Consider the following 22,177-nt stretch of genomic DNA (forward strand, 5'->3'; position numbering starts at 1 on the left):
TGCCAATAATTATGCTATTTAGCTTTTTCCGGCTGCCTGCATAGGATTTACTTTTCCATTGGAGCTTCCTCTTGCAGGACCTCCTTCCTGTTTCTGTTTAAAGAGCTGGAATTTTGATGTTTCACCACCGGAAGCATTGCTGCTCCAGAAGTTATTGGTAGTGTCAATATCAGCCGTTTCTCTCATTGGATCTAACTGAATTGATTTCAATTTCTTGTCAAAATAATAGGTCTTAGAAACTTTTTGTTCATTCAGCCTCCAGATCTGTGCTGAAGATTTGTCATATAATTTTGAACCATCTTCAAAGGTAAATTCAAGAATGACTGGCATTACCAGGCCACCTTTGTTCAGCAAATCGATCTGATACGCTGTAATATTTTTAAATTTCTCTTTATCCTTAGCATCTAAAGGAAGAGTAGCCTCTACTTTTGTAGTGTATTCTTTAGTGCTTACTTTTTCTTGCCCTCTGTCATATCGATAGTAGAAATCCTGAGCTTCTTTATCTTTATCAACATAGAACGTAATGTTCTTGTCTTCTCTGTTTCTGATTTTTGACAGGTCTTCAAAACTATTCACTAAAGGCTTATCAACCTGGTATTTTATTTCCTCAGCTGCTTTTGGATTAGTTTCAAGGTTTGGAGTAGCTACGGTTACTTTATCAATCGCAATATCTACAGGGTCTGTTCCATAAAACCATCCTCTCCAGAACCAGTCAAGGTCTTCACCACTGGCATCTTCCATAGTACGGAAAAGATCTGCCGGTTCAGGGTGTTTGAAGGCCCATCTTTTTGCATATGTTTTGAAAGCTTTATCAAAAAGTTCTCTTCCCATAATGGTTTCACGAAGAATATTCAATCCTGTAGCAGGTTTTGAGTAAGCATTCGGACCATACTGAACAATATTTTCAGAGTTGCTCATGATAGGCTCGAGCTGATCTTTGGGAAGTTTCATATAATCTACGATCGTCCATGCAGGACCTCTTTTAGACGGAAACTTATTATCCCATTTTTCTTCTGTAAGATATTCTGTGAAAGTATTCAGCCCTTCATCCATCCATGCCCATTGTCTTTCATCTGAATTGATAATCATAGGAAAGAAGTTGTGGCCTACTTCATGGATAATTACTCCGATCATTCCGTTTTTAGTTCCTTCAGAATAAGTTCCATCTTTTTCCGTTCTTCCGAAGTTGAAACAGATCATTGGATATTCCATTCCGTTGGCTGCTTCTACAGATTGAGCTACAGGATATGGATAAGGAATGGTGAATTCCGAATACGTTTTAATGGTATGAGCTACTGCTTTTGTGGAAAATTTTCTGTAAAGTCCGTAAGATTCTTTAGGATAGAAACTCATAGCCATTACCTTATTGTTATTTTCAGGAATGGTAACGCGCATGCCGTCCCAAACAAACTTTCTGGAAGAAGTCCAGGCAAAATCCCTTACATCATTTGCTTCAAAGACCCATGTCTTTCTTTGCTTTGAATGATTCTTTTCCGCTTTTTTAGCTTCATCTAAGGTGACAATTTCTATAGGTTCAGAAGCATTTTCTGCTTTTCTGTATCTTGAAAGCTGATCAGAAGTTAATACCTGATCATAATTTTTACATTCTCCTGTTCCGCCTACAATATGATCGGCCGGTACATTCATAGACACTTTAAAATTTCCGAAAACCAAGGCAAATTCTCCTCTTCCGGTAAACTGATGATTTTGCCAGCCCTGGAAATCACTGTATACACACATTCTTGGATACCATTGTGCCATAGTGTACAAGTCGTTGCCATCTTCCGGGAAATTTTCATAACCTCCGCGGCCACCCATTTTGATCCTGTTTCCAATATTGTAATTCCAGTCTACTTTGAAAATGAATTTTTCTCCTTTTTTCAAAGCTTTTGGAAGGTCAATACGCATCATGGTTTTATTGACGGTATATTTTAAAGGACTTCCTGAGGGATCCGTTACTTTTTCAAGGGTCACTCCATAACCATTATCCTTTACAGGAAGTTCTGTTACCTTAAGCTGTTGATCCGTTGTTGATGGACGCAGAATAGAAGAGTTATCATATCCTGCATTTCTTATACTGGAATGTTCATTTTCATCCAACTGAAGCCAGATGTAATCCAGTTCATCAGGAGAATTATTATAATAAGTAACCGTTTCCGAACCTTTCAGATTTCTTTTATCCTCATCAAGGTAAGCGGAAATATTGTAATCGGCTCTATTTTGCCAGTATCCGTGTCCTGGAGCACCAGAGGCAGTTCTATAAATGTTGGGTGTTGGCAGAATACTTCCCAGTTGCTCAAATTTATTTCCGTGGTTGCTACCTGGATTATTCTGAATATTTTGTGCGGTGAAACCTGTATAGGCAAATACAGAAAGTGAAAGTATAATAACTTTTAGTTTCATAACCGAAGTGATTTAATAATTATCAAAGATAATAATAAGCAGTTGAAATAATGAAAATATTTCACATTTAGAAAGGAATTCTTTCTAATGTCATTTTTAAAGATAAAGCAAAGACCCCTGATGAGACAAAAAGGATCCAGTCCTTTTTATTGACTTTAAAAATAGTAAGCAGAATAAATAAGAATATCAAAATGGCACCTACAATAACGATCTGCCCCAGTTCCAATCCAATGTTAAATCCTAATAGTGGAATGGCAATGCCTTGGCTTTTGGCGATCATCACTCTTGCCGTATTGGCAAAACCCATTCCGTGAACCAATCCAAAGATTAAAGCAAGATAGTAGTTAGCCCGCATTAGCGTCTGCTTCTGGTTTTTCATAATAATATTATCCAGAGATGTCAGCACAATGGTGAGAGGGATTAAAAATTCTACCCAATCAGAAGGAACCCTGAAGACATCAAGAATACTTAGAGCTAGCGTAATTGAATGTCCAATAGTGAATGCTGTTACAAGGATCAGTATTTTTTTCCAGTCACTAAAAGAGTAAACGGCAATCAGAGCCAGGACAAAGAGCTGATGGTCTAAGGCATCAAGAGAAATAATGTGTTCCCATCCAAGGTTTAAATAAAATAGAAAATCCTGCATTTTGATAATAGATTATTGGTTTTTGAATATTGTGTTAAAATAAGGGTATTGTAGTGTTTTTGTTTATTTTTTATTTGTATTGATTATTAATAATTTTACTTATTATTATTCTAGATAAAAATTGTATAATTGTATTTTAAAAAAAAGACAATGGATATTAGAAAACTATTTTTTACAAAAGTAAACATTTCGTATGGAGGAACGAAGCTTCTTAGAAATGCTACAGTTGCTTTCTTGGGGTTGTATTCGTACGGATTTTATGGCCAGGTACAAAAACTTGATTCCCGATTTAGCTATTTATTGAAGAATAAGGAGAGCCTGAATAGAGAAAACGTTTTAAAAGATTTGGAACGTGAAGATATGAAATTGGATAAACATTTAGTAGTTACTTCTAAGGGGGCGCAAACAATGTATTCATGTATTATTTATACCAAAAATCCTGAAAAACTTAAATCTGATGGGTTTATAATCCAGAGTCAGCTGCCTACTTTTTCAACAGCACTTGTGAGCCTTGAAGATATTGAAAGGTTGATGGAGCTTCCTTATGTAACCTCTGTGATGGGGCCTACATTTGATGAGCTTCATAACGATGTAAGTAGAGCACAGTCCGGAGCAAGCCTTTTACAGGATGGTGTTTTTAATAATACAGCTTATAACGGAACAGGAATTCTTGTGGGGATTTTTGATACAGGGATAGACTGGAAGCACCCAGATTTCAGACAAGTTAACGATCAGACTAAAAGTAGAATTGTTTCAATTTGGGATCAGACCTTAACTCCTCAGGGAGCTGAAACGTCTCCTACAGGATTTACCACTGGCGTAGAATATACCAGAGCACAGATTGAAGATGAGTTGGATGGAAGTCCTACTAACTTTGTCCGTGAAAATGATATTAATGGTCATGGAACCCATGTGGCAGGAACTGTTGCAGGAAACGGAGCTGGTTTTGCTAACAAAAGACATAAAGGATTTTCTTCGGAAGCAGACATTGTTTTTGTAAAAGGAGGAAACGGATCTTTTCCAACAACGAATACAATCAACGCATTGACTTATTTTAAAAATGTAGCAACAGCCTTAAACAAGCCGATCGTAGTAAATATGAGTATTGGTGGACAGGGAAGTGCTCATGATGGTACATCCTCTCATGAAGTAGCTGTTGATAATTTTACATCGTCAGGACCTGGAAGAGTAGTCGTTATTTCTGCGGGTAATGATTATGGTGCCAATCTCCATAGAAAAGTAGATATAGAGGCAGGTGGAACACAATCTTATACTTTTAATGTGGCAAGTAATACTTCTGCTGCATCTGTATTTGGTTTTCTGATGTATGCTAACGATAATACAGCCGTTACAGCAAAATTAACAGCTCCCGATGGTCAGCAATATATACAGAATGTAAGTACCGATACAACTCATAGTATATTAGGAGGTGGTTTCACTGCTACTATGTATAATTATTGGGGGAATGATAATAATAAACGATATGTTCAGCTACTTGTAAATAGAGTAGCGGGATCTACGGCCAATTGCCAGGGAACATATACACTGGAAATTACCAATAACGGAACGCAGACAATTAATACGCATGGCTGGCTGTATGGTCAGGGAGTAGCAACTACCCTGGTAAATGGGGATAATGAATATATTGTTGGATCTCCAGGCAACGCAACAAGTGCTATTACAGTAGCTTCCTATTTGGGTAGAGTAAGCTGGATGGCTCCGGCAGGAGGATATGGCTATAGTAATACTCCACAGGAAACGATCTCTTCATTTAGTGCACAAGGGCCTAGAGTTGATAATTTCCAAAAACCGGATATCACAGGTTCAGGCCAGGCTGTAATCTCTGCAAGATCTAGTAGCTCTGCGCCAGCAGCTTCGAATATTATTGAAAATACTAACTATTATGTGATGAATCAGGGAACCAGTATGTCATCTCCGGGAGTTGCCGGAGCTGTAGGATTATTGCTTCAGGCAAATCCAACATTGACCGCTGCACAAGTTAAATCACGTCTTACTTCCACTGCAAGAAAAGATGCAGCAACAGGAAATGTTCCTAATACAAGATGGGGATATGGAAGATTAGATATTTATAAAGCAGTGACTAAAGAAGTAGGATGTGTAGAGTCTAATTTTGAGTCTATTACTTATGATGAACCTTATATCACTATTAATGCAGAAGCTAATACGACTTTTACCAATGCGGCATTGGCAGTTCGTTATACTCCAACCCTAACTGGTAAATTGGGAAGTATTTCATTCACAACAGGTTCAGGTGTAATTCCTGCCAACCAAGCAGTGGATATTCAAGTAAGAAAGGTAAATGCTAACGGAGATCCTGGAGACATTATTGCTACAAAAAATATTGCATCATGGGATACCAATATACAAAGATTTACATGGAACTATGTAGATTTATCCAGCTTAAATGTTCAGGCGGTAACAGGGAAGGATTTCTATATTGTTATCAATGGTTTAGGCGGAACTGTGACTATGAAAAATGAAGCTACTGCAGTAAGTGGACGTAGTAAAACATCAACAGATGGTACAAGCTGGACAACAAGAACTTTTGATCTTAAAATGAGAGCGAATGTTTACGAAAATGTAGCTGAAGTGAAAAACCTAGCAACTTCCAACCAAACAAAAGCTAGTGCTGTTGCTGCTGGTTATAATTATTTTACAAATGCTTGTCAGTTAATTTCAAGAGTAGAAAAAGAAACGGCAAGTACTGTGACTGGAAATGTAACTTCAAAAGTATGGGTTGATAATGTACAGCCTGGTTATGTTTCAAGAAGATATGAAATTAACCCAGCTGCAGATGCTACTACTGCTACAGGAAAAGTAACATTATACTTTAAGCAGGCTGATTTTGATGCTTATAATTTAACAAGTGGTATTAAACTTCCTACCTCTCCTACTGATGATGCTAATAAATTCAACCTGGTTGTTGAAAAATATGCAGGAACAAGTGCTGGAAATGTAGGAACTGTAGCTTCTTTTGGAGGCACACCAACTGCTATTACTCCTAATGTTGCAGATATTGTTTGGAATAATACTTATCAATATTGGGAAGTAAGCTTCCAGACCACAGGTTTTGGTGGATATTTTGTTAAAACAAATGCTACTTTAGGTACAGGGGAAGTAACAAAATTGAATGCTGGAGTGAACATTACACCAAATCCAGCTAAAGATGTTGTAAATATCTCATTGGGAGGGTATTCTAAAGGTACACTTACTATTTATGATGCTTCAGGAAAGTTGATTAAAACAGAATCTATGAATTCCAACTTAAACAGAATGGATGTTTCATCATTGGTAAAAGGAGTATACATGTTTACAATTAAGCTAAATGATACTACAATTACTAAGAAAGTAGTTAAAGAATAATTTTAATTGCTTACCATACACATTATAGAAAGCAGCAGTTTTATAACTGCTGCTTTTTTTATATTTGTCATTAGAAAAGAACTCATGTCACATAAATTTTTTTTTATATTCCTTTTATCATTAACAACCATTTTATTAAGCTTTACAAAAGCAAATAAGGAGAATGTACATCCTTATCATGTAGGATCCGTAGAGGTCAACTATAACTCTAAGTCTAAAACTTTTGAAGTTACAGGCCGGTTTTTCCTCGATGATCTGGAAAATGGACTTGCGAAAAAGTATGGTGGAACTTTTCATTTTAATGATGAAAAATATAAGACAAAACTAAATGAAGCGCTGTCCAAATATTGTCAGGAATATTTTAAATTGAAAACAGACAATAAATTTCTTAAAGTAAATTATATAGGATATGAGGAAGACCAGGAATCTGTAAATGTCTATCTCGAATCAGAATCTGTTGTCAATCCTAAAAAAGTAGAAACAGCTGTAAGTTTCCTGTACAACCTTTTCGATGACCAGATAAATATTGTGCATATCATTGTGAATGGAGATAGAAAGAGTGAAAAATTAACGTATCCTAACCGCTATTTGTATAAACAGTTTTAACTTTCCAGTTGAATAAGGGCGTTGATTCCTTTTGCATGAGCGAGTAAGTCAGGAAAAAAATCATCATAACATTCCTGAAGAAACTCTTTATGAGTTAGAAAAGCTTCAAAAACAGGAATATCTTTATCCAGATACTTTGCTTTGTTCAAAACATTTTGAATGCTGAATTTAATACCCCAGTCTTCACGGTAATTGTAGAGCCAGTCGTCCTGTTCCATTTTAACCAGCATTTTTTTGAAATTTTCCGGTAACCACTCATCATGAGCATTTAAAACGCTGTAGACATGTAAAGAATGTGCCTTCCATTCCGCAAGGGAATGCAAAGAAAGATCATTGGCTACAAAATAATCCATAGAAACATCTACAAATGCTCCGGCATAGAGTCTTACCAAAGGGGCAAAAACTTTTTTAGCCTCATGAATGGCAGGGTGGGAGTCTGTGAAGGTATCAATGGCTCTATGTAAAGTAATTCCATCCTGAATATCCTTAGGAAAAGAAAAACGATCCCTGTTTCGGATAAAGTCTTCCAAAAACTGACCAACAATTTGTCCATCAGTGAAAGTGAGAAAAGAATGGGCCAGATAATTCATAAACGAATATAAAAATTTTTAAACAAAGTTTGACTATTGCTTACCGTTTCTACCCAAACTCCTTTTTCGATTTCAAGATATTTAAACTCAATTTTATTTAAAACTACCTCTTCCGAAGAAATTAAGCTGAGGTGAAGTTCATCCCCATGAATAAAACATTTAAACTGTACAGGAAACGGAAAAAGATTCTGAATCCGGAGATCCTTATAGCCATAAACAACCGTACAGTCTGAGCCCAAAGGAGTAAAACGCTCTTCTTCTTTATAAATATCCATAGAATGTGGATATCTTTCCAGGATCTTTAGTCCGGATTGAAGGGCCAGATGATATAGAATAGAAGAGAACTGGCAGATTCCACCACCAAAATCACTGGAAATAGCATTGTTAATGAGGTTTCGTCCTTCTTTAAAATTATTCTTTTTGCTGGGTTTTCCAATCATTTTCCAGAAAGAAAATACTTCTCCGGGACGAATGACCAAATGATTGATCTTACCACCTACAACTTTTAAATTGTGAATTTTATTATGATGAAAAGCTCCGGTTTTGATAGTTTGCCGGAGTGTAATAGAATATTCTCCAATATTTTCTGAACAATATTCTTTAGAATAAACATAATTGTTTTTTTGTTCATGAAAATACCGCTGCAAAAGTTTCATATGCAGTTTCCAAGAATAAGGAATCCAATTTTTCAGTTGCTGTTTCATCTCTTTTCCAAAACAGTAATGTGATATGATGCCCAATTTCTCAGGAAAGTGTGGCAAAGAAAAGTATCAACAGGCAGAAAGAATTTTCTTATCGCTTTCGGTAATCTGTGAATCGGAAAAAATAATATTCCGGTTGTATTTTTAATTTTCCATTGATCTTTTGAAAGTTCTGTAATATCTGAAATTGAAAAGCTATTGCCCGCATGCCAGTCTTCCTGTGGAGAGACAGATCTTTTTCTGCTTTTTACAGGATAATCAAAAATCAAAGTTCCGTTTTTATTTAATTTCTGATAACATTCATTTAAAAATACCTTCGTTTCTTCCAGGTTCTGATGCATGATAACATGAAGACAAAAAATACAGTCAAATTCTTCATGAAAAGGGATTTCCGAAATTTCCCCTACAGCCAGTACTTTTTCAGGATATTTTTGTCGGGCAATGTTCAGCATATTTTCACTGAAGTCTGTTCCATGAGTTGCAAAATTCAATAGCCGGCCTGTTCCACAGCCTAGATCCAGAACTTTTGTATATTTTTTATCTTTGAAAAAAGAGCTTAAAAATGTTCTTTCCTGCTGGTCAATATATTGGCCGTAAGAATTTCCGAATCTGTTTTCATCATAGGATTCTGCAAGGTTGCTGTAATATTCCAGAATGCTTGTTTTCATCATTTGAAAAATCTTCTGTTAAGATTATTAATTTTATTGACTTCTACAATTTTTATTCCGATTTATTGAACCTTTAATGAGTCCAGATTAGCTGGATTGTTCTTTCTTGAATTCGGAAGGGGTCATGCCGGTCATTTTTTTAAATATGGTGTTGAAGGCAGTTTTTGAATTAAAGCCTGACTCAAATGCAATTCCTAGTATGGAAAGCTTGTGAAAAGAACCTTCTGTAAGCATTTTTTTAGCATGTTCTACTCTGTACTTATTTACAAAATAGAAGAAGTTCTCCTGAAAACCGGTATTAAGAAGATAAGAAAGCTGATGCGCATTGATTTGAATAAGATCAGATAATTTTAATAGATTCAGGTCTCCATCCAAATAAGGTTTTTGGGTTTCCATGATGATTATCAATTGTTGTCTTAAAGACTCAAATTCATCATCGGAAATCAATTTTTTTCTTGATATTTCCTCTACTTCACTTTCCACTTCAATAGAAAGAAGTTCTTCACGTTGATTTTTATTTACAGGATAGATCTCTTTTTGTCTGAGTACATAATAGAGTGTACTGTAAACAATAAATAAAAATAACAGATCCATGACCAAATGCTGATGCATTTTATACACGAAAGTATTGAATAGTTCATAACCAACAGTAATAACAATGGTTACGAAAAGAAGGAAGCTTAATCTGATCAACCATTGGAGGTCTATATTTTCTGTATTGGATGAAATGGTTTCAATCCTTTTCTGATGTTTTCTGATTTTAAAATAAATAAGAGCAATGTAGGGCAGATTATGAGCGATATCAATGAGCATTACAGTACTTCGGATGATTGGATTATTTTCCATATTGAAAAGTAATATCCAATAAATTACCGGAGTAATAAGGCAAATAAGATCTTTTTTTTGGAACCTGTAATTAGGATTGATAAAAAAGATAACGCTGAAAAACAGAAAAATCGGAGTAAAGATTTGGGCAGCATACAACGTAAGGATAAACCATAAATTGGGCACAATTCCACAAAAATGTAAAATATCGAGGAGCCAGTAGCTGGACCAGAGTAATATAAACACTCCAAAATAAAAGTTAGCCTTTTTATTAACCTGCATAGGATTAATTAATACTGTGAATGAAAGCAAAGTCAAGCCGCCATAAAGCAGTACCAAGACAAACTGTTGGATGTTTTCGATTTGCATTATTTACATTTTTTAAAAAAGCCTTTCGTGGAAATCTTCAATCTTGCTTACCTCTTCAATCTTGATTCCAAATTTTCTTTTCGGAATTTTATTAAGATTGGAAACGAATATCTTCTCATAACCTAGCTTTTCAGCTTCAGTAATTCTTTGTTCGACTTGGGCAATCGGACGTATTTCTCCACTTAACCCGATTTCTCCGGCAAAACAGTAATGTTCTGAAATGGCGATGTCCTCATTGGATGAAAGAACAGAAGCTATGACTGCCAGATCCAGCGCTGGGTCATCTGTTTTTATTCCTCCTGTGATATTAAGGAAAACGTCTTTTGCTCCTAATTGGAATCCTGCTCTTTTTTCAAGCACTGCCAGAAGCATATTCAGTCTTTTTGAATCAAATCCTGTACAGCTTCTTTGAGGAGTTCCATACACGGCTGTACTTACCAATGCCTGGATCTCCAAAAGCATCGGCCTGTTTCCTTCCAGGGTTACGGCAACAGAGTTTCCGGAAAGTTCTTCAAATTTCTTAGTGATAAGGATTTCCGAAGGATTTTTAATTTCCTTCAATCCCTGGGAGATCATTTCATAAATTCCAATTTCAGAAGTAGAACCAAAACGGTTTTTGTTCGCTCTCAATAATCTGAAAAGGTGATTTCGGTCTCCATCAAAATTTAAAACAACATCTACCATGTGTTCCAATACCTTTGGACCGGCAATCTGACCGTCTTTGGTAATATGGCCCACCAAAAATACAGGAATACTGTTTTCTTTAGCGTATTTAATGATCTCGTTGGAGCATTCTCTGATTTGAGAAACCGTTCCGGGAGAACTTTCGATCAGTTGGGACTGAAGCGTCTGGATAGAATCAATAATCATGAAATCCGGTTCCAGTTTTTTTGCTTCATGAAGAATTTTTTCCAGGGAGGTTTCTGTAAAAAGAAAACAATTCGGATTTTGAATGTCCGTTAGTCTATCGGCTCTCATTTTAATCTGAGAAGCGCTTTCTTCCCCAGAAACATAGAAGATCTTTTTCTTCATTTTTAAGGCAAGCTGAAGCAATAGGGTAGATTTTCCGATTCCCGGTTCTCCACCAATCAGGGTGACGGAACCTAAGACAATTCCGCCTCCCAGAACGCGGTTCAGTTCTTCGGAAGGTGTTTTTAATCTCGGTTCTTCACTGGTTTCTACCTCAATAATGTTGATAACATGTTGCTTGGTTTTAGAGAAGGGCACCGACTTGCTGTTGGGCTTCTCTATCACTTCTTCCACCAGGGTATTCCATTGTCCACAGTTTTTACATTGTCCCATCCATTGGGAATATTGGGTTCCGCAATTTTGACAGAAATATGCCGTTTTCAGTTTTGCCATACTGCGAAGTTATAAAAAAAGCATTTTTTTTCCGAGACTTAAATGGATTTAAATATGAAATACTATCATAGATCAATGATAGAAATATCTTTATATCTTAGCTTTGCTGAAATAAAATATTAATTTAAAATATAATTATAATGAAAAAACTATTTTTATCATTCGTATTTGCGCTTCTAAGTACGTTTTCTTTTGCACAGAATACTTGGGACATAGATCAGATGCACTCTTCAGTAAATTTTACCATTGAACATATGGGGATCAGCTTTGTTCAGGGTAGGTTTGATAAATTTGGCGGAGACCTTACCACAAAAGGAAATAGTCTTGATAATGCTGCATTTAATATCAATATTGATGTTGAAGGTATTAATACAGGAGTAGAGATGAGAGATAAACATCTTAAAAGCAAAGATTTTTTTGATGCAGGAGAGTATTCAAATATTAAATTTACCGGAACTTCTGTTTCCAAAGAGAAAGATGGAACCTATGTATTTAAGGGTAAACTTACCATTAAAGATGTTACAAAAGAATTTAATGTACCTGTAACCTTAGGAGGAATTACAAAAAATAAGGAGGGTAAAGAGATTATGGGACTTCGTGCTAAATTTACGATTAACCGTTTCGATTATAATGTGAATTATGATCCTACAGCAGCAGGTATCGCTAAGTGGGTAGAGATGAATACTTATTTTGAATTGATTAAAAGATAATTGAAAGGCAATAGCTAAATAAAAGGCTTCCGATTAAGCGGAAGCCTTTTTTTGTGGAAAATATTTTTTTTCTGAGAGAAAATACGTCATAGTTTGGCGCTGTGGATAGATATTTTTGTTCCAGATTCTTTTAAGAATTGATTAACCATTTAACAACAAAAATATGATTTACACAGAAGCTTTTTTTGCACAAGGAAGTACTTTCCCTAATGATGATGAGGTAAACTTGATAGACAGTTATACCTTTGAACCTGTTATTTATAAAAAGACAAATGTAGGAGTGCCTGCTGCTGGAGACGGAGATGGTGCGGTTTTCCGTAAAAAAGGAAATGACTTTTATAAAAGACAATGGACCGGATATGTCAATGTCTTATGGTGGGGTATTCAAGGGCTTTCAGATCAGTTAAGAACAGACCGCCTCAATACAATTTTGCAGCTGGGCTATGATACCTTCTTTGGAAAAATGAACATTGGAATTTCCGGGGTACTCTTTCTTCAGAATAATCAAAGGGTATTATCTGACCAATGTAGGATAAAGCAGAATAAAAAGAACACCGAGATTTTTAATTGTGAAGAAAAAAAGAATATATCAATAAAAGGATTTTTCCTGGAAGGGTTTAAAGAGGATTATGATTATGATCAGGCGTCCAGTTCTAAAGCTGTAGGGATTTATTGCTATGGAACTCAGAACATCAACATCGAAAAAAACCTGTTTAAAAACTTTACCTATGCCGGAGTTTCAGGTTTAAGAAATATGGTTAACCTTACCTTTAAACAGAACCGTGTTGAAAATGAATTCACAGAAGCCTGGGCTAAGATTGGGACCGGAAAAAAAGACAACGCCGGAATTGCTGTTGGCGGAAAAAATATAAGCGTTGTTCAGAACTATTTTGAAAATTCATCACAAGGAATGATCATTGCTGAAAATTCAAAATTTGTGATGATTTCTGATAATGATATCGAAAATACCATCCTGGAACACGGAATGTACCTGGATGCCGGAATTTCAAATATGACGGTATTGGGTAACAGAGTCCGCAATACAAAAGGAATCGGAATCAAAGTCCAGAATTATGATCAGGAGAAATACCCGGATTATGTCTGCCATAATATTGTGATTTCAAATAATATCGTAGACAATGCAGGAACAGTAATTGATGAAGCGCTCGTTGCAACACTTGATCCTCTAAAGGATTATATTCCGGCAGGGGGAGACGGTATCCTTATTAACAATACCAATAAAGTAGCGCCTTATAAACTTATTGCCAGCAATGTGGTGGTCACTGGAAATGTAGTGAGAAATGCAAAGCAGCACGGAATTAATATCAGGCATGTTGAAGGTGGTGTTATTTCCAATAATGTCATCAGTGATATCGGGAATGTGGGACTTTATGTTTCTCATGCCAAAGGGGTGGATGTTTCCCATAACAATATTCAGACCTCCGGAGAAAATGGTATTCTGATTGAATCCAATAATAATCTTTTGAACGTATCCTTTAATATTGTTGAAAATCCGGGTATTAAAAACCAAGGAAATGAAGGCAGATTAGCAGGGATCAAGCTGGTGGAAGGAAATAATTATGAAATTGCCATCAGACACAACAAGATCAGAGGAAACGGAATGATGACGTGGGGAATTTTCTCAGAAGGGGGAGTCGGGCAGTCTACTCATGAGATTGAAAATAATGTGGTCCTGAATTCGAAATATATTGACTACAGGTTTGTTAATGGATCAACGAAATTGAGAATGCTGAGGGATAATTATAAATGTATCCTGAATTCACCGGGAGATACGTGGTTGGATCCATGCTTATAATTAATACTAAAAGAGAGTGTTTCCGTTGAGAAATGCTCTCTTTTTATTTGAGTTTATTAAGGCGGCTTCGAATGAAAAAATAAAATTTATCTAGGTTTTATGGGGGTTTGATGCCCGTTTTCTTATTTTCAAAATCTAAAAGATTGCTTTGTATTTCTTTTTCCCATAACTTTGCACAAACCTAATCTAATGAGTAAAAAGAATACAAAATACATCTTTGTGACAGGAGGTGTTACTTCATCTTTGGGAAAAGGAATCGTTTCTGCTTCTTTGGGACTATTGCTAAAATCACGCGGTTTTAATGTAACGATCCAAAAACTTGATCCTTATATCAATATCGACCCGGGAACTTTGAATCCTTATGAACACGGAGAGTGTTATGTGACTGAAGATGGTGCGGAGACGGATCTGGATTTAGGTCACTACGAGCGTTACCTTGATGCTCCTACATCCCAAAACAACAACGTTACTACAGGAAAAATCTACCAGACTGTAATTGAAAAAGAAAGAAAAGGAGACTTCCTTGGAAAAACAGTACAGGTAATTCCTCATATTACTAACGAAATTAAACGTAGAATTAAAATCCTTTCTAAACAGAACTACGATATCATCATTACCGAGATCGGAGGAACAGTTGGGGATATTGAATCTTTACCTTACATTGAAACTGTTCGTCAGTTGAAGTGGGAACTGGGAGAGAAAAATTCTATGGTGATTCACCTTACCCTATTGCCTTATCTGGCTTCCAGTGGAGAATTAAAAACAAAACCATCTCAGCATTCCGTTCGTCAGTTGATGGAAAGCGGAATTATGGCTGATGTATTGGTTTGCAGAACGGAACACAAAATTCCGAAAGACCAGAGAGCAAAACTGGCTCAGTTCTGTAACGTTCCATTAGAAAACGTTATCGAATGTAAAGACATGGAAACTATTTATGAGGTTCCTATGTATCTTCAGAAACAAAATTTTGATGATGTAGTCCTGAAAGAGCTGGATCTGAAAAGTGATAAAGATGCTGATCTGAAAGACTGGAAAACCTTTGTAAAAAAATTCCAGAATCCTAAGAAAACAGTTGAAATTGCATTAGTAGGAAAATACGTATCCCTTCAGGATTCTTATATTTCTATTGCTGAAGCGTTCAAACATGCAGGAGCAGACCTTGAAACTGAAGTAAAAGTAAGATGGGTATACAGTGGAGATATTACAGAAGAAAATATCAAAGATACACTGAAAGGTGTGAACGGTATTCTTGTAGCTCCAGGTTTTGGAGACCGAGGAATTGAAGGAAAAGTTCTTACTGCGAAATACGCAAGAGAAAATAAAATTCCAATGTTGGGAATCTGTTTAGGGATGCAGATTATGACAATTGAATTTGCAAGAAATGTTTTAGGACATACGAAGGCAAACTCAGTAGAATTTGATACAGCAACTCCGGATCCTGTAATTTCATTGATGGAAGAGCAGAAAAATGTAATCGATAAAGGAGGTACGATGCGTCTTGGAGCTTGGAAATGTGCTTTGAAAAACGGATCTAAGCTATATGATATCTATGGAAGCAAGAATATTTCTGAAAGACACCGTCACCGTTATGAATTCAACAGTGATTATCTTCAGGAATTTGAAAAGAATGGTTTCTTAGCTACAGGAACAAACCCGGAAACAGGATTGGTAGAAGCGTTGGAATTACCAGGACATCCATTCTATGTTGGGGTACAATATCACCCGGAATACAAGAGTACGGTAGCTACACCACACCCTTTATTCAGAGCTTTTATTAAAGCTTGTGAAACTTCTAAGTAAGATATTTTAAGTTTGGGAAGAGTACAAGATTCACTCAAACTAAAACAAATAAGGTAATTTTTTACCATAAACGTCTATAGATAAACTCAGGTTGATTTTTCTCAGCCTGAGTTTATTATATACTAATGCATTATAGTATAGAGTTTTGATAAAAAAACAGTATTTTTGTCAGCTCAAATTGACCATAGATGGATAAGCTTTTTATATGCTTATAAGGTCCAATAAATAGGAAATTTTAATTATAACAAAAATAAAATGCAACAAAACAACGGAATCGATAAGAAGCAGATGATTAGTTTCGCGGTTTTATGCCTGATTCTCTTCGGTGCAATGTTCTATTTCCAGAACAAGCAGATGAAGGAAGAAGAGTTAAAAGCTCAGCAGCAGAAAACGGAACAGGTGAAAAATGCCGTAAAACCAACTCAGGCCACCAATATCAATCCAAATGTAACTCCGAATGCGATTCAGACAGCTAATTTGTCTAACAAAGAATTGAACATTGAATTCTCAAGCTTAGGAGGACAGGTTTCTAAAGTTCAGCTTTCAGAATATAAAGCATACAATAATAAAACGGATCAGGCTGACCTTCCGCTTTATCTTATCAATAAAAATAATTCAAACTACGGTTTCCAGTTTAAAGATAAAACAGGAAAGGTTATCAATACTAAAGATTTAGTTTTCTCACCTACTGTTAATGGAAATGCTGTAACAATGACAGCAAACTATAATGGAGCTGTAATCCAGTTTATTTATACTTTACTTCCTAAATATACTCTTGACTTTAAAGTAAGAACTCAAGGTCTTTCTGCAGTTACTTCTGATAACAAAGCAGACTTTATCTGGGATTATAATGTAAGAAACCTTGAAAAAGGTAGAGCTCAGGAGCAATCTCACTCAGAATTCTCTTATGCTTTCAATAATTATAAAGATTATGATTATGATGGAAGAACCACAATGGATGAGGAAAAAGAGACCCTTAACTGGATCGGAGTAAAACAGCAGTTCTTCTCTTCTGTTATCGAAGCTAAGAACGGATTTACTCAAAGTAAAGGGAATCAGGAGAATGTAGAAGAAGGAGAATATCTGAAGAAATTCAACTATGAAGGTTTTGTTCAGATGACCGGAAGTGAGCTGAACCAGGATTTTACATGGTATTTTATGCCATTGGATCTGCCATTATTGAAATCTTACGATAAAAACTTTGATGAAATTCTTCCGTTAGGTTGGTCTTTCATCGGAGCAATGAACCGTTATTTCTTTATGTGGTTATACGCCATTATTGCTGGCTGGGGATTATCAGCAGGTTGGGTAATTTTTGCAATGACAATCATTGTAAAATTGATTTTATCACCCATTATGTACAAACAGCACAAGTTGAGTGCTATGATGAAGGTGATTCGTCCGGAAATTGATGAGGTAAACGCTAAGTTCAAGGATGCAGACCCGATGAAGAAGCAGCAGGCTACGATGGAAGTATATAGAAAAGCGGGAGTAAATCAGATGGCAGGGTGTTTACCGGCATTGGTACAGATTCCGATCTTCTATGCGTTATTCCGTTTCTTCCCGAACTTTATTGATCTGAGAGGACAAGGGTTCTGGTTTGCAAAAGACTTAACGGCTTATGATGATTTGATTAAATTACCATTTAAAGTTCCATTCCTTGGAGATCACTTGAGTATATTTGCTTTGGCTTGTACAGTAGTTATCTTGATTTATACAGTAATGACTTCAGGAAACATGCAACAGCCGCAGCAGGAGGGAATGCCAAATATGAAAGTATTAATGTATATCTTCCCGATTACATTCTTATTCTTCCTGAACACTTCAGCATCAGGTCTTTCATGGTATTACTTTGTTTCGAATGCGATTAATATCCTGATCATTTTGGTGATTAAGTATGTTATTCTGGATGAGAAAAAAATTCACGCTCAGATTCAGGCTAACAAGGAAAAACCGAAAACAGAAGGTAAATTCCAGAAGAAGATGAGAGAAATGATGGAGCAGGCTCAACAGCAGCAGCAAACTCAGGAAAAAAATAAAAAGAAATAATTGATTAAGTCAATATATCAAAAAAGAGAAGCAAACTGCTTCTCTTTTTTTGTTTTGTATAGTTGTCAAAAGATTTTATTAATCATATTTCAGTCTGAACGACTGTCTGTGATGGATTGTAGGTCCATGCTTGATAAGCGCTTCCTGGTGCTTTTTGGTAGCATATCCGAAATTGGTATTCCAACCATATTCAGGATATTCTTTATGGAGTTCAATCATTAATCTATCCCTGTAATTTTTCGCAAGAATAGACGCTGCAGCAATAGATAAAACTTTTGAATCTCCTTTAATGATACACTGATGGGGAATATAATTATAGGGATGGAATTTATTCCCATCTACAAGAATAAGTTCCGGTGTTATGGTGAGTTGATCTAGTGCACGATGCATGGCATGAATACTTGCATTAAGGATATTATGTTCATCAATAAATGAAGGAGGAAGTTCTGCTATGGCATAATTTTTTACATTATCTTTAATATAGCTATCCAGGTCCATTCTGGTTTTAAAGGTCAGCTTTTTTGAATCATTAACCAGATTCTGTTTGAAATCATCATCTAAAATGACGGCTGCCGCAACTACCGGCCCACTTAAACAACCTCTTCCTACTTCATCACACCCTGCTTCGAGGTAATGGTCTGTCCATTTTTGTAATAATTCCATGTTTTTATATGATATACAAGGTGTAAAATTAAAAAAAACGAATGTATTAGCTTTATATTTTGGAAGTTTTTATAAAAACATTCAGGGACAAGGAATATTGACTGTTGAGTGTAAATTCAAAAGCTGAATTTTATAGTGAATGCCGGAAAAATCAAGGATATTATAAAATATAAAACTGTTTTTTTGAAAGGAGTTTATTTATGCTTTTGTTATATTAATTTATTCATATTTTTCATCGAAATTGTAGACTGTTTTTCGTTGGTAGCTCGACGTTTTTGGTCTTTTTTGGGAGTGAAAAAAAAGTATGCACAACATTGCATGTGAGTGAATAATATGAAATTTATTCCAATGAAAGTGATTTATATTATTGTAAACCAAAGCGTTAATGCGGTGTAAGGCAAATGTATATATAGAAAATATCAATAATTGATACCATTGATGTATTCAAAAAAAAATATCGATTAATTTTTTTTGTTTTTGTTAAAAAGAGTTTTTTTAACTTAATTTAATAGTTTGTTGACTGTTTTTATTCTTGATTATTGAATAATTAATATTTTTTTTAAAAAATTCTTTGTGTTGTTAGGAAAGTTTTACAAATTTGTAGGGTACAAAATTAATTTGATATGAAGAAACTAACAACAGGTCTTCTTGTTTTAGTATTGACTTCTTCTATTGCGGTAGCAAATGCACAGCAAACGAAGGACACTATTAAGACAAAAGAAATCGAGGGCGTAGTAGTAACCGCTCTTGGTATTAAAAGAGAAAAAAAATCGCTGGGGTATGCTTCAGAAGAAGTAAAAGCAGCAGAATTAACCGGCGGAACTACTAATACAGGAAACGTAGCATCTCTTCTATCCGGGAAAGTAGCCGGGCTACAGGTAAATACAAACAACAACTTTGGTGGATCATCTAACCTTTTGATCAGAGGGTATAAATCCTTATCAGGAGGATCTCCACTTATTGTAATTGATGGTTCGCCTGTAAATAACACAACGGTTACCACAGGAGCTTCCTTTGACTATGGAAACTTCCTGTCTGATATTAACCAGGAAGATATCGAATCCATTAACGTTTTAAAAGGTGCTGCAGCATCAGCTCTTTATGGAGAAAGAGGTAGTGACGGGGTAATCCTGATTGTTACTAAAAGCGGAAAAGGAAATGACGATGGTAGCTGGGGAGTTACTTTAACTTCAGGAATAACAGCTGGATTTATTGATAAATCTACATTTCCTAAGTACCAAACAAAATATGGTGCAGGATATGTAAGTGACTCATGGAATGAAGATCCTGGTCCAGGAGGTTATAACTATGCCAATTTTGTAGATGACGCATCTTATGGACCTAGATTTAATCCTAATCAATTAGTATATCAATGGGATTACTATGATCCTTCTTCTCCTAATTTTGGGAAAGCAACGCCTTGGGTTGCGGCGAAAAATGGGCCAATCAAATTTTTTGAAACACCAGTAACTTATGTTAACACAGTTACTATAGAGAAAGGAAATAAAACTTCAAATCTCTCTTTATCCTATTCCAATATGCTTTCTAATGGTTTAATGCCAAACTCAGAATTGAGAAAGAATACCATATCGGCTAGGTTTAACCATGACTTTACAGATAAATTACATGCTTCCGTTTTCACTACTTTAACGTTACAAGACACAAAAGGTAGAAATGAAACAGGATATTCTGATAATATTATTTCAGGTTTCAGACAATGGTGGCAAACTAACGTAGATGTACTGGCATTAAAAAATGCTTATCAAAACAATGGGAACAGTAATTTCTCATGGAATAGATTGTCATCTGAAACAGCTACGCCTCAGTATTGGAATAACCCTTATTTCCAAAGATATCAAAACTATCAGTCTGATAGCAGAACCAGAATATTTAGCTATGCACAGTTAAAATATGATATTTCCAAGAATTTTGGAATCACAGGGAAGTTGTCCTATGATGATTTACAAATGGTTGTAGAGGAAAGAGTAATGAACGGATCTTTACCACAGGTATTTGGAGCATCAGGACTGAATGTAGGTTCCGGATATGCCAGAACTAATGTGAAAAACTCCGAATTAAATTTCGATTTATTCTTCAACTATAAATTCAACATTACTGAAGATTTGAATGTGAGTGGAATTGCAGGGGGGAATGTTAGAAGAAATTTGATTGATAATGTATATATGAGTACTGAAGGTGGGTTGTCAAAACCTGGATTGTTTGCAATCTCCAATTCAGTAAGAACCATACTTCCTCCGGATGAAAATTACTCAAAATGGGTAACATCAAGTTTTTATGCAACAGCATCTTTCGGCTATAAAAATTTCTTATTCGTAGATGCCACTTATCGTCGCGATCAGTCTTCAAACCTGCCTAAGGCAAATAACAGCTATGGTTACCCATCTGTAACAGGAGCTGTAGTACTTTCTGAATTAGTAAAAGAACCATGGTTAAGCTTCTGGAAAGTAAGAGCCAACTATGCTGAAGTAGGATCTTCTACGGATAATTATAGACTGGTTAATACATTTAAAGCTAGAGGTGAAGGGTTATTTGATCAGCCATCTTTCCTTGCCAATCCGAATTTGAAGCCACAAAGATCAAAAGAAACCGAATTTGGTATGGAGGCACAGTTCTTCAAAAACAGGTTAGGATTTGATGTGGCAATTTATAAAACAAAAACATTCGATCAGATCATCAACTTACCAGTATCTCCAGCTACAGGATATAGAACATTCCTTGTAAATGCTGGACAAATTGATAATAAAGGGGTTGAAGTACAATTAAATGGTGTACCATTTAAATCAGATAACTTTACATGGGAGGTTAATGTTAATTGGTCTAAGAATGAAAACAAAGTAATTGCATTGAATGGAAATTCCCAAAACTACCTATTGGCAAGATATCAAAATGGAGTGACCCTTAATGCTAGAGTAGGAGAAGCTTTTGGAGCACTTGTAGGATCAGATTATCTTTACGATGCTAATGGACAAAAGATTGTAAGTGCAACAAACGGAAGATATTTGAAAAATGAAAATCAAATTATCGGAAATGTTACACCAGACTGGGTAGGAGGTGTAAGAAACAGTTTCCGTTATAAAGATTTTTCATTTAGCTTCCTGATTGATGTTAAACAAGGTGGAGATGTTTTCTCTCCGGATATGGGATATGGGATCGCAACCGGGCTTTATGTAGAAACAGCAGATTATAGAGAAAGCGGAGTGGTGAATCCTGGTGTGAATCCAAATGGAAACGTAAATACTACCCCTACAGCTCAACCTAATATCGGAGGACGTGTAGATGGGTATAACGCAATGCCAAATAAGAGATTTGTATATGACGCTTCTTATGTGAAATTAAGAGAAGCTAGTATCGGATATAATTTACCAAAGTCAGTTTTAGCCAATACAGGTATCAGAGATGCAAAAATTTCTATTGTAGGAAGAAACCTTTGGATTATTCATAAAAATTTACCTTATGCAGATCCGGAAACGGGAACTGGTAACGGATTGGCTGCTAAAGGACAGTCGATTGGATCGCTGCCAACAACTCGTGATATTGGTATTGATGTAACTTTAAAATTCTAAA

Annotated in this window: 15 protein-coding genes; 7 read left to right on the plus strand and 8 right to left on the minus strand. The window is 35.7% G+C overall.

Going from position 1 to position 22,177, the window contains the following annotated elements:
• Positions 1–18 precede the first annotated feature (18 nt).
• Both EG344_RS14630 and EG344_RS14635 read right to left on the minus strand, forming a co-directional pair.
• On the minus strand, positions 19–2,403 hold the full coding sequence (locus EG344_RS14630; protein WP_123910047.1) for a M1 family metallopeptidase: 2,385 nt from the start codon (positions 2,401–2,403) through the stop codon (positions 19–21).
• A 67-nt stretch (positions 2,404–2,470) separates the two neighbouring features.
• Entirely contained in the window at positions 2,471–3,049 is a 579-nt protein-coding gene (locus EG344_RS14635; protein WP_123910048.1) for a HupE/UreJ family protein, read from the minus strand.
• 150 nt (positions 3,050–3,199) lie between these two features.
• On the opposite strand from EG344_RS14635, the gene EG344_RS14640 reads away from it, so the two are divergent.
• Complete coding sequence (locus tag EG344_RS14640; protein WP_123910049.1) at positions 3,200–6,433, plus strand: S8/S53 family peptidase; 3,234 nt, start codon at positions 3,200–3,202, stop codon at positions 6,431–6,433.
• 84 nt (positions 6,434–6,517) lie between these two features.
• Positions 6,518–7,039, plus strand: a complete 522-nt coding sequence (locus EG344_RS14645; RefSeq protein ID WP_123910050.1) for a DUF6702 family protein — start codon at positions 6,518–6,520, stop codon at positions 7,037–7,039.
• On the opposite strand, the gene EG344_RS14650 is transcribed toward EG344_RS14645, so the two are convergent.
• The 5 genes from EG344_RS14650 to radA form a co-directional block, all read right to left on the minus strand.
• Entirely contained in the window at positions 7,036–7,629 is a 594-nt protein-coding gene (locus tag EG344_RS14650; protein ID WP_123910051.1) for an ACP phosphodiesterase, read from the minus strand. The two genes, EG344_RS14645 and EG344_RS14650, sit on opposite strands and share 4 nt — an antisense overlap.
• On the minus strand, positions 7,626–8,333 hold the full coding sequence (locus EG344_RS14655; RefSeq protein WP_123910052.1) for a VanW family protein: 708 nt from the start codon (positions 8,331–8,333) through the stop codon (positions 7,626–7,628). The genes EG344_RS14650 and EG344_RS14655 overlap by 4 nt, the downstream gene beginning before the upstream one ends.
• Positions 8,330–9,001 carry a class I SAM-dependent methyltransferase gene (locus EG344_RS14660; protein ID WP_123910053.1) on the minus strand — a complete coding sequence of 224 codons (672 nt, stop codon included), beginning with the start codon at positions 8,999–9,001 and terminating at the stop codon, positions 8,330–8,332. The genes EG344_RS14655 and EG344_RS14660 overlap by 4 nt, the downstream gene beginning before the upstream one ends.
• An 84-nt stretch (positions 9,002–9,085) precedes the next feature.
• Positions 9,086–10,192, minus strand: coding sequence for an AraC family transcriptional regulator (locus EG344_RS14665; RefSeq protein WP_123910054.1), 1,107 nt, complete (start codon positions 10,190–10,192; stop codon positions 9,086–9,088).
• Positions 10,193–10,204: 12 nt separating this feature from the next.
• Complete coding sequence (gene radA / locus EG344_RS14670; protein ID WP_123857706.1) at positions 10,205–11,554, minus strand: DNA repair protein RadA; 1,350 nt, start codon at positions 11,552–11,554, stop codon at positions 10,205–10,207.
• Positions 11,555–11,694: 140 nt separating this feature from the next.
• Between radA and EG344_RS14675 the strand changes: the two genes are divergently transcribed.
• From EG344_RS14675 to yidC, 4 genes are all read left to right on the plus strand, one after another.
• Positions 11,695–12,264 carry a YceI family protein gene (locus EG344_RS14675; RefSeq protein ID WP_123910055.1) on the plus strand — a complete coding sequence of 190 codons (570 nt, stop codon included), beginning with the start codon at positions 11,695–11,697 and terminating at the stop codon, positions 12,262–12,264.
• Positions 12,265–12,427: 163 nt separating this feature from the next.
• Entirely contained in the window at positions 12,428–14,080 is a 1,653-nt protein-coding gene (locus EG344_RS14680) for a right-handed parallel beta-helix repeat-containing protein (protein ID WP_123910056.1), read from the plus strand.
• 189 nt (positions 14,081–14,269) lie between these two features.
• Complete coding sequence (locus EG344_RS14685; protein ID WP_123910057.1) at positions 14,270–15,880, plus strand: CTP synthase; 1,611 nt, start codon at positions 14,270–14,272, stop codon at positions 15,878–15,880.
• Between the two features lie 255 nt (positions 15,881–16,135).
• On the plus strand, positions 16,136–17,929 hold the full coding sequence (gene yidC, locus EG344_RS14690) for a membrane protein insertase YidC (protein ID WP_123910058.1): 1,794 nt from the start codon (positions 16,136–16,138) through the stop codon (positions 17,927–17,929).
• A gap of 78 nt (positions 17,930–18,007) precedes the next feature.
• Here yidC and EG344_RS14695 read toward each other — a convergent pair whose 3' ends face one another.
• Entirely contained in the window at positions 18,008–18,592 is a 585-nt protein-coding gene (locus EG344_RS14695; protein ID WP_123910059.1) for a ribonuclease HII, read from the minus strand.
• Between the two features lie 623 nt (positions 18,593–19,215).
• Between EG344_RS14695 and EG344_RS14700 the strand changes: the two genes are divergently transcribed.
• On the plus strand, positions 19,216–22,176 hold the full coding sequence (locus tag EG344_RS14700) for a SusC/RagA family TonB-linked outer membrane protein (protein WP_123910060.1): 2,961 nt from the start codon (positions 19,216–19,218) through the stop codon (positions 22,174–22,176).
• Position 22,177 lies beyond the last annotated feature (1 nt).

This window comes from Chryseobacterium sp. G0162, assembly GCF_003815715.1.
GTDB lineage: Bacteria > Bacteroidota > Bacteroidia > Flavobacteriales > Weeksellaceae > Chryseobacterium.

Coding starts and splice junctions, on each gene's coding strand:
- radA (WP_123857706.1), bottom strand. CDS start 11,554: ATGGCAAAACTGAAAACGGCATATTTCTGTCAAAATTGCGGAACCCAA.
- EG344_RS14660 (WP_123910053.1), bottom strand. CDS start 9,001: ATGATGAAAACAAGCATTCTGGAATATTACAGCAACCTTGCAGAATCC.
- EG344_RS14675 (WP_123910055.1), top strand. CDS start 11,695: ATGAAAAAACTATTTTTATCATTCGTATTTGCGCTTCTAAGTACGTTT.
- EG344_RS14680 (WP_123910056.1), top strand. CDS start 12,428: ATGATTTACACAGAAGCTTTTTTTGCACAAGGAAGTACTTTCCCTAAT.
- EG344_RS14650 (WP_123910051.1), bottom strand. CDS start 7,629: ATGAATTATCTGGCCCATTCTTTTCTCACTTTCACTGATGGACAAATT.
- EG344_RS14640 (WP_123910049.1), top strand. CDS start 3,200: ATGGATATTAGAAAACTATTTTTTACAAAAGTAAACATTTCGTATGGA.
- EG344_RS14700 (WP_123910060.1), top strand. CDS start 19,216: ATGAAGAAACTAACAACAGGTCTTCTTGTTTTAGTATTGACTTCTTCT.
- EG344_RS14685 (WP_123910057.1), top strand. CDS start 14,270: ATGAGTAAAAAGAATACAAAATACATCTTTGTGACAGGAGGTGTTACT.
- EG344_RS14695 (WP_123910059.1), bottom strand. CDS start 18,592: ATGGAATTATTACAAAAATGGACAGACCATTACCTCGAAGCAGGGTGT.
- EG344_RS14630 (WP_123910047.1), bottom strand. CDS start 2,403: ATGAAACTAAAAGTTATTATACTTTCACTTTCTGTATTTGCCTATACA.
- EG344_RS14645 (WP_123910050.1), top strand. CDS start 6,518: ATGTCACATAAATTTTTTTTTATATTCCTTTTATCATTAACAACCATT.
- EG344_RS14665 (WP_123910054.1), bottom strand. CDS start 10,192: ATGCAAATCGAAAACATCCAACAGTTTGTCTTGGTACTGCTTTATGGC.
- EG344_RS14635 (WP_123910048.1), bottom strand. CDS start 3,049: ATGCAGGATTTTCTATTTTATTTAAACCTTGGATGGGAACACATTATT.
- EG344_RS14655 (WP_123910052.1), bottom strand. CDS start 8,333: ATGAAACAGCAACTGAAAAATTGGATTCCTTATTCTTGGAAACTGCAT.
- yidC (WP_123910058.1), top strand. CDS start 16,136: ATGCAACAAAACAACGGAATCGATAAGAAGCAGATGATTAGTTTCGCG.